Here is a 12676-nt window from a genome sequence, read left to right on the forward strand (position 1 = left end):
GTAAATTCAGTAAGTTGATTAAGCGTCAATAAAGCGTAATCTGCGGATGCTTGATCCCGCACACCAGCGCATAACGCGTTAATGTATCGAGACTTGCCCGGGTAATATTCGCTTCCATTCTTGATACCGTTGGTGCGCTGACGCCCATCCGCTCCGCCACCTGGGCGCGCGTCAGGCCAGCATGATTGCGCCATTGCGCCAGCATCTCCCGCAAACGCTCCTTGCGCTCTTCTGCATCAAAGGAAGCCTGAACCTCTGAATCGCTTAACAGTTCAGCCCTGAGTTCATCCCAGTCAATAATCTTCTTGCTCATCCAACATCTCCTGTTGTCGCTTCAGTGCCAGACGAAGTTCAGCAGAGGGCGTTTTTTGCGTCTTCTTAACAAACACGCGCAAAAGAAAAATCGTCTTTTCCCGCTGGTAAACATAGATACCTCGGGTATGGATCAGCCCAACGGTCCTTATTTCAAACAGGCCATGCGGCAATGGTTTGCTGTCAGGTTCCCGAAGAGCCGTCGGGTTTAAACGCAATTTATCAAGCTGGCGAATCAGCTTCGCCTTCACCCCAGCAGGTAGTAAGAGAATCTCTTCCCTTACCGCCTCATGAACGATAAGTCTGAACACGATATTTCATCCCTGATGATATTAGCATATAAGGCAATTTGCATTAAAGGCTAATTTAGCTTTTCGTGTCCCACCTTACCCATTTTTAACAGGAAGAACCGGAGCCGCTTTGATTACCTGAAAGCGCCTCGCAAAAAACTTACTTCCCCTGCGCCGCCAGCCATTCCATCGCCCTTTCCCCCGCCTCATCCACCGGGAGATACACCAGTAGCCGCGATCCGTTTCGCGGCGCGGAGTACCAGTACATCTGCTGCAGCGTAAAATCTCCCAGTTCTGGATGGGTAAACAGCTTGAGCTGGTTCTCCACGCCGCGCACGTCGTTGCGCTGGTGCCACAGGGTTTTGAACTCTTCGGACACCGCGAAGAAGCGCGCCAGTTTGGCTTCCCACAGCGGGTCGCCCCGGTGCTCGGCCATCGCCGCGCGGAAATAGGAGACGAAAATCGGCAGCACGTCGTCGCGTCTGCCGAGACGCGCGCGCCACGCCGGATGGGTAAGGAACAGGTAAATACAGTTGCGGTCTTCCGGCGGGATGTCATTGAAATCAACGCCCATCAGGTGCCCGAAGCTGTCATTCCACGCGACGATGTCGAAGTTGGGCTTCTGAATGCTGGCGGGTTTAGGCATCAGGGTATCGAGCAGGCGGCGCGTGCCTTCGCTGATGCCCTCGCAGCAGACCGCCTGCGGGGCTTCACCCGGCGGCAAGCCGGCGAGCACGAAAAGATGCCGGGCCTCGGTCGGGGTGCACTGCAGCGCTTTTGCGATGGCGGCCATCACTGCGCTGGAGGGGTTGACGTCCCTGCCCTGCTCAAGCCAGGTGTACCAGGTCACGCCCACGTCAGCGAGCATCGCCACCTCTTCCCGGCGCAGGCCCGGCGTGCGCCGCCGACCGCTGCGCGGCAGGCCGAGACGCTGGGGATCGAGGCTTTCCCGCCGGGCGCGTAAAAATGCCCCCAGCTGTTTTCGGGTGTCATCCTGAAGTGAGGTGACGGGTTCAGACATCAAGGCCATAAATCCCCCTGCATGGTAGTGCCAGTACCAGTATAAGCAAGAACTGGTACCCGTTTATCAGATGGTTGATGCTACGACCATCTGATGAATGACGCAATGGAGTTACCATGAATACGTCAGTTGTTTCACCGGGTCGCGCAGGCCTGATATTGCTGTTAACCGGCCAGATGCTGCCGATGATTGATACCTCAATCACCAACGTGGCGCTGGACGCCATCACCCACTCGCTGCACGCCACCGCCACCGAGCTGGAGCTCATTGTCGCTCTCTACGGCGTGGCCTTTGCCGTCTGCCTTGCGCTCGGCAGCAAGCTGGGGGATAACCGTGGCCGCCGTCGCCTGTTTATGTGGGGCGTGGCCGTTTTTGGGCTGGCCTCGCTGCTGTGCGGGATGGCGGGAAATATTGAACTACTGCTGGCCGCACGCATCGTTCAGGGCGCGGGGGCAGCGCTCATCATGCCGCAGATCCTCGCCACGCTGCACGTCACGCTAAAAGGGAGCGCCCACGCGAAAGCCATTAGCCTGTTTGGCGGCATTGGCGGGATTGCGTTTATCGTCGGGCAGATGGGCGGCGGCTGGCTGGTGTCGGCGGATATCGCCGGGCTGGGCTGGCGTAACGCCTTCTTTATCAACGTGCCGATTTGTCTGGTGGTGCTGGCGTTAAGCCGCCGCTACGTGCCGGAAACCCGTCGTGAAACGCCGTCGCGCATCGACTGGACAGGCACCGTGCTGCTGGCCCTCATTCTTTGCTGCCTGCTGTTCCCGATGGCGCTCGGTCCGCAGTGGCACTGGCCGTGGTCGCTGAAGGTTATGCTTCTAGCCATTATTCCGCTGGCCTGGCTGATGGCGCGGAACGCGCGCAAAAAGGAGCGAGAGAATGCCCATCCGCTGATCCCGCCACGCCTGCTTCAGCTTCGCAGCGTTCGCTTTGGCATCGTGATTGCGCTGCTCTTTTTCAGCGTCTGGTCCGGGTTTATGTTCTGTATGGCGCTGACCATGCAGACCGGTCTGGGGATGGCGCCGTGGCAGTCCGGAAACAGCTTTATCGCCCTGGGCGTGACCTATTTTATCTCTGCCTGGTTCGCGCCGCGGTTGATTGCCCGCTACAGTACCAGCACGATTCTGCTGACGGGTCTGGCAATTCAGATAATCGGCCTGCTGGCGCTCATCGCGACGTTCCGGATTTGGGGCGTAAACAACACCGCGCTGACGCTGGCCCCTGCCACCGGGCTGGTGGGCTACGGTCAGGCGCTGATTGTAAACAGCTTCTACCGCATCGGGATGCGCGATATCCAGCCTGACGACGCAGGGGCCGCAAGCGCCATTCTCAGCACGCTGCAGCAGGCCGCGCTGGGTCTGGGACCGGCCATTTTCGGGGCGATTTTGCTGCACGGGCTGCAGCATTACCACGGGGATTACGCGCAGGCGATTACCCTTTTCCTGGCGGTGGAAACCTGCCTGATGGTTATCCTGGCGCTGGCGACGCTGCGCATGCGTCATCGTCTCTGCCTGCCGGTAGTGAAGGTCTGTGAGGCCGCCAAATAACCCTGTGAATTTGCATAATAGATCCGCAGCCGCCATTATGGGGCTGCAACAATACAGGAGACGTTATGCAGGAATTAATTGCTCAGGTTGAAGAGTTAGGGATTGAAATTAATCACACCACCTCTTTAGTGATTATCTTTGGTATTATTTTTCTCACCGCCATCATTGTTCATTTTATTTTGCACAAACTGGTGCTGCGCGCATTCGAGAAACGCGCGCAGGCCAGTAGCCATTTATGGCTGCAAATCATTACCCAGAATAAATTATTTCACCGTCTGGCCTTTACCCTGCAGGGGATAATCGTCAACGTTCAGGCGGTACTGTGGCTGCAAAAAGGCAGCGAAGCGGCGGAAATACTCACCACCTGCGCGAAGCTGTGGGTGATGGTGTATGCCCTGCTCTCCTTCTTCTCGCTGCTGGACGTGATATTTAATCTGTCGCAAAAGATGGCGACCGCCTCGCAGTTGCCGCTGAAGGGGATCTTCCAGGGCATCAAGCTGGTGAGCGCTATCCTGGTGGGGATATTGATTATCTCCCTGCTGATCGGCCAGTCCCCGGCGATTCTGATCAGCGGTCTGGGTGCGATGGCCGCCGTTCTGATGCTGGTGTTTAAAGACCCGATACTCGGCCTTGTGGCGGGTATTCAGCTTTCCGCCAACGACATGCTCAAGCTCGGCGACTGGCTGGAGATGCCGAAGTACGGCGCTAATGGTACGGTGACGGACATCGGCCTGACGACCGTTAAAGTACGCAACTTCGATAACACCATCACCACCATTCCGACGTGGGCGCTGGTCTCCGACGCTTTTATCAACTGGAGTGGGATGTCCGCCTCCGGCGGGCGACGCATCAAGCGCAGCCTGAATATCGATACCACCAGCATTCATTTTCTCGACGAGCAGGAGCAGCAGAAGCTGATTCAGGCGAAACTGCTGAAGCCTTATCTGGCCGCGCGCCATGAGGAAATTAGCCTGTGGAATCAGCAGAACGGCGAAGGGGAATCGGTATTAAACCTGCGCAAGATGACCAATATCGGCACCTTCCGCGCTTACCTGAATGAATATCTGCGTAATCATCCGCGTATTCGTAAAGATATGACGCTGATGGTGCGCCAGCTGGCGCCGGATGCCAACGGGCTGCCGATTGAAATATATGCCTTTACCAATACGGTAATCTGGGCGGAATACGAAGATATTCAGGCCGATATCTTCGACCATATTTTCGCGGTAGTGGATGAGTTTGGCCTGCGTATTCACCAGTCGCCGACCGGGAACGATATTCGCTCCCTGGCAGGCGTTATTGCCAGATAATCAGGTGCTGGCGCGGGAAATAAAGCGCCAGTCCATCATCACCCTTTCCGTGGGCGCATCCGGGTTGTCGATTTTGTTTAAGAGAAGATTGACCGCCTTGCGCCCGATATCGCGCGACGGCTGTTCGATGGTGGTAAGTGAAATCATGTCCGCCAGCTCCGTACCGTCAAAGCCGACCACGGCAATATCCTCTGGCACCCGCAGACCTGCCTGCTGAATGGCGCGCAGCGCGCCCGCCGCCAGCGTATCGGAAACGACAAATACCGCATCCGGCGGATTATCTTTTAACAGGTTTTGCATCGCCGCCATGCCCGCCCCGGAGCTGAGATCGCTGGCATACTCCACCGCCTGATAGTCCAGATCCCGCAGGTGGAGCACACTCTTGTAGCCGCGTTCGCGCAGGCGGGCATATTTGTAGCTGAGATCGTGGTTGATCATCGCGATACGCTTGCGGCCGCCGTCGGCCAGCTGGCTGACGGCATGCTGTGAAGCGTCCACATCATTGATGCCGACGCAGGAGACCGCGCCCGCATCGGCGTATTCGGCGCACTGCACCCACGGTGCAGAACCAATCAGCGCGGCAAGTTCCGGCAGCTTCGAGAAGGCGTCCATGGTGATAATGCCGTCGACGATTTTGCCTGAAAGCAGGCTCAAGCCCGAGCGGGAGCGCTCGATGTCCGAGCCGGAGTTGCACAGCAGAATGCGGTAGCCGTTTTTCTCCGCCTCGGCTTCGATGCCCTTCACCACTTCGGCGCAGAACGGGTTGGCGATGTTGGACACCATCACCAGGATCATATAGCTGCGGGCGGTGCGCAGCTGACGGGCGAGCAGGTTTGGCTGGTAGTTGCTTTCCTGAATCGCCTGCAGAACGCGCTCGCGGTTTTTCGCCTTCACGGTGTCGCTGTTATTCAGCACGCGGGAGACCGTCGCCACGGAAACCCCGGCCAGCTGAGCGATTTTCTGAATTGACATAGCGACGATACATCCTGCGGTTAGCGTTTTGTGCAGGCTACCATAAATTTGTTGCCCGGCGAACCGGGCAATGCGTCAGCATTCCACGCGCACCCAGCGCTGCTGCTGATGGCTTTTCACAATGGCATCAATGATATACATCACGTTTGCGCCATCGTGAAACGTCGCAAACTGCGGCGTCTCCGGCATTGCGCCCGCCTGCACGGCGCGGTAGAACTGCGCCATCATATTTTTGAAGGCATCCGGCCAGCCTTCAATGTGCCCGCCGGGGAAATGGGCGCTGTCGGCCACGTCAGGGTTCATCAGGCCCGGATCGTCGGTGAGCGTCTGGTTGGCCTGCGCACGATGGCCGATCCACAGCTGCTGCGGGATCTCCTGATCCCATGCCACCGACCGCTCGCTGCCGTTTATCTCAAACGTCAGGCGGTTTTTACGCCCGGCGCTCACCTGCGAGACGCTAAAGCAGCCCTTGCTGCCGTCGTCAAAGCGGAACAGCACCGAGCCGAAGTCTTCGGTCGTGACTGGTTTGTCTTCATACTCCGCCTGTTCGTCATGGGAGAAGGTTTGATTCCCGCCCTTGCTGGCCCTGCGCGTCGGCCAGACGATGGATAAATCAGCCATCACCTCGGTAATGCGCCGCCCGGTGACGAACTGCACCGTGTCGCACCAGTGGGAGCCGATATCCGCCACCGCGCGCGATGCGCCGCCGAGCGCGGCATCCACCCGCCAGTTGTAGTCGGTTTCCAGCAGCATCCAGTCCTGGAGGTAGCTGCCGTGTGAGGCAAAAATCCGCCCGAGGCTGCTTGCGCGCAGCATGCTCGCCGCCTGGCGCACCATCGCAAACTGGCGATAGACAAAGCTCACGCCATGCACCACGCCCGCCTGCTCCGCCAGCGCCACCAGCTCGCGCGCCTCCTCAGGCGTCATGCACAACGGCTTTTCGGAAAACACGTGCTTGCCCGCGCACAGGATCTGGCGGTTAATCTGTGCATGCAGGTGGTTCGGCGTGCAGTTGTGCACCACGTGCAAATCAGGGTGCGCGAGCAGCTCCTCAACGCTGCCGTACGCGTGCGGTACGTTTAGCAGGCGCGCCTTTTCCTGCGCCTTAACGAGCGAGCCGTCACACAGCGCGACCACCTGAACAAACCCGAGGCGCCTGAGCGCCTCGATATGTGCCGGGCCAATAAACCCGCTGCCGACGATCCCGACGTTAATCATGACTGCCCCCTGCGGCGAAATCGTCAAACGCCCGTCCGGAAACGGGAATGATATGGCGGCGGATAAATTCGCTGCCTTCACTCGCCCCGGTATCGCCATCCTTCAGGCAGCACTCCCACTCCAGCACCGCCCAGCCGTCGTAGTCGTACTGGGTCAGCTTGCTGAAAATGCCCTTAAAGTCGATCTGCCCGTCGCCGGGCGAACGGAAGCGACCGGCGCGGTTGATCCACGGCTGGTAGCCGCCGTACACGCCGCTGCGCCCGCTGGGGCGGAACTCGGCATCCTTCACGTGGAACGCCTTGATGCGCGCATGGAAGATGTCGATAAAGGCCAGATAGTCCATCTGCTGGAGCAGCATATGGCTCGGATCAAAGAGGATGTTGCAGCGCGGATGGTTATCCACCAGCGCCAGAAAACGCTCGAAGGTCACGCCGTCGTGCAGATCTTCCCCGGGATGCAGCTCAAAGCAGACGTCCACCCCCTGCTCGCCAAAGGTATCCAGTATTGGCCGCCAGCGGGTTGCCAGCTCCTCGAACGCTTCCTGAAAACGCTGCTCGTTGTGCGGCGGCCACGGATAGAAAAACGGCCACGCCAGCGAGCCGGAGAAGGTGGCGTGCGCCTTAAGCCCTAATCTGGCCGAGGCGACCGCCGCCTGCTTCAGTTTTTCGGTTGCCCACGCCCGTCGCGCCGCCTCGTTACCGCGCACGGCGGCGGGCGCGAAGTGGTCAAACGCGTCGCTGTAGGCGGGGTTCACCGCCACGAGCTGCCCTTCGAGATGGGTCGACAGTTCGCTGATAACCAGCCCGTGCGCGGCCAGCTTTGCGGCGATGTCATCGCAGTAGGCCTGGCTCTCTGCGGCTTTCTCGACGTCAAAGATGTGCGGATGGTTGCAGGGGATCTGCACCGCCTTATAACCTTTACCTGCCGCCCATTCAGCCAGCCCGTCAAGCGAATTAAACGGCGCTTCTGCGCCAATAAACTGCGACAGAAAAATGCCGGGGCCTTTCATCGTCCTCATACCACCTCCTGAACGTTACGCCTTGTCATCGTCATACTTAAACGTGAAAAGGAAAATCAGCGCGATCGCCGCGGCCGCTACCGCCGGGATCCACCAGAATGTCACCCACGCCTGCGGCACGGTCTGCCCTGCCACCAGGCGGTTATAGAGCGCGCCGGAAATTTGCGAGCCAAGCAGCATGCCGATGCCGTAGGTGAACATCACGATCATGCTCTGCGCCTGGCCTTTGACCTTTTCACCTGCCACCCGGTCGGTGTAGATAAAGCCGACGACAAAGAAGAAATCGTAGCAGACGCCGTGGAGCAGAATGCCGAGATACAGCAGAATGCGCCCTTCCTCGCTGACGCCCAGCGCGAACATGGCGTAGCGCACAAACCACGCCAGCATGCCGATCAGCAGCATGACCTTCACGCCCAGACGGCGGAACAGCAGCGGAATGACCAGCATGAAGAAGATCTCGGACATCTGCCCGAAGGACATGGCGGTGCTGACGTCGGCAATTCCTGCATCCGCCAGATACGAGGCGGTGTAGGCGTAATAGGTGCCGAGCGGGACGGAGATCAGCATCGCGCAGACGGAGAAGACGAAAAAGTGGCGGGTTTTGAGCAGCGCAAAGGCATCCGCGCAGAAGAGATCCCGCACCTTCACCGGCAGGCCTTTCGCGGGCGCAGGCGTGTGCGGCAGCGTCAGGCTGTAAAGCGCCAGCAGCACGGAGCTGGCCGCCGCTACCTGAAAGATGGTAACGCTGGACGCCACGCCGGTGACGCCAATGAAAATGCCCGCCACGATCCAGCCGATGGTGCCGAACACGCGCACCACCGGGAAGGTTTTATCCACGTTCGCCAGGCTATGGAACGCGATGTTGTTGGTCAGCGCCAGCGTCGGCATGTAGCAGAGCGTGTAGCCAAACAGCAGGCCAATCAGCAGCGCGCCGTTCTCGGCCATCAGCGCCCCCGGCACGAACCAGAGGATCGCCGCGCCCGCGAGGTGCATCACCGCCATCACCTTCTGCGAGGCGAAGAAGCGGTCCACCAGCATCCCGAGCACGAACGGCGAAAGAATCGAGGCGATGGGCCCGGCGGAGAAGGCATCGCCAATCAGCAGAGACATGTTGTGCTGGGTCATCACCAGGCCAAGCGTGACCGACCAGCTACCCCAGATAAAAAATTGCAGAAACATCATCAGCGACAGCCGCGGCACCAGCAGCCGGTGCTGCGCTATCGCCTTTTCACTACTTTCAGTTGACACCATGATAAGCCTCACCCGGAAAAAGTAATCGATTACAAAACAACTCAAATGAAAAGTAATCGATTACAAAATAAAGATCCTTTGGATCGTAGAAGATTTGGGAGGGGGGTCACGATAAAGATGAAGCAGTGTTTTGTAGGCCCGGTAAGCGCAGCGCCACCGGGCGTGAAGGCAGGTGCGGTCTGGTTTGGTGCGGTCTGTTGCCCTCACCCCGGCCCTCTCCCACAAGGAGAGGGAGAAAAACGGGTTACTTTTTGCGTGAAAGCTTAAACGCGATAAACAGGAACACCACCCATACCGGCAGCAGCATTGCTGAAAGCCGCATCTCATCCATGGTGCACATCAGCACCAGAATCAACGCCAGGAACGCGATACAGAGGTAGTTCCCCGCCGGATAGAGCAGCGCTTTGAACTGCGTCTCGCGTCCCTTACGGCGCATCGCCGCGCGGAAACGCAGGTGCGCCAGGCAGATCATGATCCAGTTCAGCAGCAGCGTGGCGACAACCAGCGCCATCAGCAGGCCGAAGGCCTGTTTCGGCAGCAGGTAGTTAATTAGCACTACCAGAGACGTAATCGCGCCGGAAAGGAACAGCGAATTCACCGGCACGCCGCGGCGGCTGACGCGGGTAAGGAACTTCGGTGCGTTGCCCTGTACGGAGAGGCCAAACAGCATACGGCTGTTGGAGTAGACCCCGCTGTTGTACACCGACAAAGAGGCCACCAGAATGACGAAGTTCAGTGCCGAAGCGACCACGTTGCTGTTGAGATCGTGGAAAATCATCACGAACGGGCTGCTGTTGGACTTCACTTCCACCCACGGGTAAAGCGCCAGCAGCACCACCAGCGAGCCGATATAGAACAGCAGAATACGGTACACCACCTGGTTGACCGCTTTCGGAATGCTTTTGTGCGGATCGCGCGCTTCGGCCGCGGTAATGCCAATCAGCTCCAGACCGCCGAAGGAGAACATAATCACCGCCAGCGAGAGGATGAGCCCTTTCCAGCCGGTCGCCAGGAAGCCGCCGTGCTGCCACAGGTTGTCGATAGTGGCACGCTCGCCGCCGTGGCCGGAGAACAGCAGCCACAGGCCAAAGCCGATCATGCCGATAATTGCCAGCACCTTAATCAGCGCAAACCAGAACTCGGTTTCACCATAAAGGCGCACGTTGACGAGGTTAACGGCGTTAATGATGATGAAGAAGGCCGCCGCCCAGATCCACGTGGGCACGTCCGGCAGCCAGTACTGCATGTAGATGCCGGCGGCGGTCAGCTCCGCCATCCCCACCAGCACGAACATCACCCAGTAGTTCCAGCCGGAGAGGAAGCCTGCGAACGGGCCCCAGTATTTATAGGCAAAGTGCGCGAAGGAGCCTGACACCGGCTCTTCAACGACCATCTCGCCGAGCTGGCGCATGATCAGGAAGGCGATAATCCCGGCGATAGCGTAACCCAGCAGAACCGCCGGACCGGCCATCTGAATGGCGGGGCCGATGCCGAGAAACAGCCCGGTACCGATTGCGCCGCCGAGGGCAATTAACTGAATATGTCGATTTTGCAAACCACGTTGCAGCGTCGGATTCTGATCCGACGAGGCTTCAGCGCGACCATGGCCTGAAGCGGATGACGCGTCTTTCACGCCCTACCCCTGTCTCTTTTTTAGAAGGGGCACGTTTTAACACTTCATGCTGGTGGTAGCAAGCTTAACGCCGGGCCAGCGCGTGCGCCCGGCGGATAAACGTCACGACCCGATAATTCCGCCGTCCGCTTTAACGATCACCACCGTGGACGATCGCGGGCGTCCGTTCGGACTGGCGTCCGGCCAGTTGGAGACGGCGCGAGGATTGGCCGGGTCGGTAATATCATCCCCGCCCTCCCCTGGGTGCTGAATGTTGATAAACAGCGTGCGGTTGTCTGGTGTAAACGCAATGCCGGTGATCTCACACCCGCGCGGTCCGGTCAGGAAACGGCGATACTCGTTGGTGCCCGGAATGGTCGCCACCATCTGGTTATTGCCCATCCCCTCGTACGCTTTCTTATTGATGGTGCTGGAGGAGACGTCGGTCTGGATCCACAGGACGCCCTGATGATCGAAAGAGAGTCCATCAGGACTGCCGAATGCCGCGCCCTGCATGGAGCCTTTGGCCTTCGGATCGTCGCCGTCGGTGCGTCCGGCCATGACCAGAATATCCCACTTAAAGCGTGCAGCAGCAGGGTCCGCGCCGTCTTCGTGCCAGTGCATGATATGCCCAAACACGTTGTTGGCGCGCGGGTTGGCGGCATCCACCGGCGCTTTCCCCTCTTTCCCGCGATCGCTGTTGTTGGTGAGCGTACAGTAGACGCTGCCGCTGGCGTGCGGATCGACGGCTATCCATTCGGGGCGATCCATTTTGGTCGCCCCCACCGCGTCGGCCGCCAGGCGGGTTTTAATCAGCAGATCCCCCTGGCTTTCAAACCCTTTACTCTTATCCAGGCCATTTTGACCGAAGATCAGCGGCAGCCAGTCTCCGCTCCCGTCCTCGTTGAACCTGGCGACGTACAGCGTGCCGGAGGTCAGCAGTTGCATATTGGCTTCACGGTTCGCGGGATCGTATTTTTTGTCCGAGACAAACTTATAGATGTACTCAAACTTCTGATCGTCCCCCATGTAGACCACCACGCGGTTATCGGCGGCGAGCGTGACGGCTGCCCCCTCATGCTTAAAGCGGCCCAGGGCGGTGTGCTTGCGCGGTGTGGAGGTGGGGTCGTAGGGATCGATCTCCACGACCCAGCCGAAACGGTTGGGTTCGTTAGGAGTTTTATCGACGCTGAACCGCTCGTCCACCTCGTTCCAGCGGTAGGATTCATCGCTGTCGCTGATGCCGTAGCGTTTTTCCAGCGGATTGAGATCGGCTTTTTTGACAAAAATATCCGACCAGTTTTCCTCGCAGGTGAGGTAGGTGCCCCACGGCGTGTGGCCGTTAGCGCAGTTTTGCATGGTGCCCAGCACGCGCTCCCCCTGCGGGTCGGCGGCGGTTTTCATTAAGTCCTGATGCCGCGCCGGGCCGGTAAGCTGCATCGGCGTATTGACGGTGATGCGGCGGGCATATGAAGACGGGCGTACCACCTGCCAGTCGCTGCCCGCTTTTTTCACTTCCACTACCGACACGCCCATCGCGTTCTGCCCCTTGCGGGCCTTGTCGAGGCTCCAGTTCGCCGTACCGTCGGTAAACAGCATCCCGTTGTCGATGTATTCATGGTTCATCGCCAGCAGGCCATGCTCCGGGCTTTGCCCCCCCTGCGGCAGGCTAAACCACGCCATGCCGTCGTGATGCATGCCCGCCTGCGCGGCCTGTTCGTCCGTGGTATTGCTGGCATCCGGCTTAAAGGCCGGCATGTTGTCTTTGAGACCCGTCGGATCGCCCCAGCGATAGAACGGGCGGGCAATATAGCCTTCCGGCACCCTGACCGTATCTTCGGTGGAAACAGAGATGCTGGTAAACCCAAGCGACACCGCTTTTGCCAGCGCGGACGGTTTCGATACCGCGGCAATGGCGTTCTCAGGTTTGATCAGAAACGGGAATGATACGGCGGCCCCCGCAACGGCCCCCATCTGGAGAAAACGGCGGCGGGAGAGGAACACCTCCGCCACCTCGGAGAATACCGGGTTTGCGCTGCGGTTAGCGATGTCGTCGCGATGTTCTTTTTTAAAAACGGATTTGAGGGGTCTGCCCATAGCGGCTTCCTGTCATTGGCCA

General features: G+C 59.0%; 11 protein-coding genes. 2 read left to right on the forward strand and 9 right to left on the reverse strand.

Annotated elements, in window-relative coordinates:
• Positions 1 to 25: 25 nt before the first annotated feature.
• The 3 genes from A6013_RS13305 to A6013_RS13315 form a co-directional block, all read right to left on the reverse strand.
• Positions 26 to 313 (reverse strand): helix-turn-helix domain-containing protein, encoded by a 288-nt coding sequence (locus A6013_RS13305; protein WP_028012247.1) that lies wholly within the window; start codon positions 311 to 313, stop codon positions 26 to 28.
• Positions 294 to 623, reverse strand: coding sequence for a type II toxin-antitoxin system RelE/ParE family toxin (locus A6013_RS13310; protein ID WP_028012246.1), 330 nt, complete (start codon positions 621 to 623; stop codon positions 294 to 296). Before A6013_RS13310 ends, A6013_RS13305 begins: the two co-directional genes overlap by 20 nt.
• A gap of 139 nt (positions 624 to 762) precedes the next feature.
• Positions 763 to 1632: a helix-turn-helix transcriptional regulator gene (locus A6013_RS13315; protein ID WP_069733226.1), complete on the reverse strand. Its 870-nt coding sequence runs from the start codon at positions 1630 to 1632 to the stop codon at positions 763 to 765.
• A 107-nt stretch (positions 1633 to 1739) separates the two neighbouring features.
• Here A6013_RS13315 and A6013_RS13320 point away from each other — a divergent pair, with 107 nt between their 5' ends.
• Both A6013_RS13320 and A6013_RS13325 read left to right on the forward strand, forming a co-directional pair.
• Complete coding sequence (locus A6013_RS13320) at positions 1740 to 3176, forward strand: MFS transporter (protein WP_069733227.1); 1437 nt, start codon at positions 1740 to 1742, stop codon at positions 3174 to 3176.
• 65 nt (positions 3177 to 3241) lie between these two features.
• Entirely contained in the window at positions 3242 to 4486 is a 1245-nt protein-coding gene (locus A6013_RS13325; protein ID WP_041911005.1) for a mechanosensitive ion channel family protein, read from the forward strand.
• Here the strand turns inward: A6013_RS13325 and A6013_RS13330 are convergent, their stop codons facing one another.
• The 6 genes from A6013_RS13330 to A6013_RS13355 all read right to left on the reverse strand — a co-directional run bounded on the left by A6013_RS13330 (position 4487) and on the right by A6013_RS13355 (position 12654).
• Entirely contained in the window at positions 4487 to 5458 is a 972-nt protein-coding gene (locus A6013_RS13330) for a LacI family DNA-binding transcriptional regulator (RefSeq protein ID WP_069733228.1), read from the reverse strand. It abuts the gene before it with no gap.
• Positions 5459 to 5533: 75 nt separating this feature from the next.
• The gene (locus A6013_RS13335; RefSeq protein ID WP_069733229.1) at positions 5534 to 6676 is read right to left on the reverse strand and encodes a Gfo/Idh/MocA family protein; all 1143 of its coding nucleotides are present in this window, start codon (positions 6674 to 6676) and stop codon (positions 5534 to 5536) included.
• Entirely contained in the window at positions 6669 to 7694 is a 1026-nt protein-coding gene (locus A6013_RS13340; RefSeq protein ID WP_069733230.1) for a sugar phosphate isomerase/epimerase, read from the reverse strand. The genes A6013_RS13335 and A6013_RS13340 overlap by 8 nt, the downstream gene beginning before the upstream one ends.
• A gap of 15 nt (positions 7695 to 7709) precedes the next feature.
• The gene (locus tag A6013_RS13345) at positions 7710 to 8945 is read right to left on the reverse strand and encodes an MFS transporter (protein WP_069733231.1); all 1236 of its coding nucleotides are present in this window, start codon (positions 8943 to 8945) and stop codon (positions 7710 to 7712) included.
• A 244-nt stretch (positions 8946 to 9189) separates the two neighbouring features.
• Positions 9190 to 10578, reverse strand: a complete 1389-nt coding sequence (gene pheP / locus A6013_RS13350) for a phenylalanine transporter (RefSeq protein WP_069733232.1) — start codon at positions 10576 to 10578, stop codon at positions 9190 to 9192.
• A 102-nt stretch (positions 10579 to 10680) separates the two neighbouring features.
• Complete coding sequence (locus tag A6013_RS13355) at positions 10681 to 12654, reverse strand: PhoX family phosphatase (RefSeq protein WP_069733233.1); 1974 nt, start codon at positions 12652 to 12654, stop codon at positions 10681 to 10683.
• Positions 12655 to 12676 lie beyond the last annotated feature (22 nt).

The organism is Enterobacter sp. IF2SW-B1, assembly GCF_001743375.1.
GTDB lineage: Bacteria > Pseudomonadota > Gammaproteobacteria > Enterobacterales > Enterobacteriaceae > Enterobacter > Enterobacter bugandensis.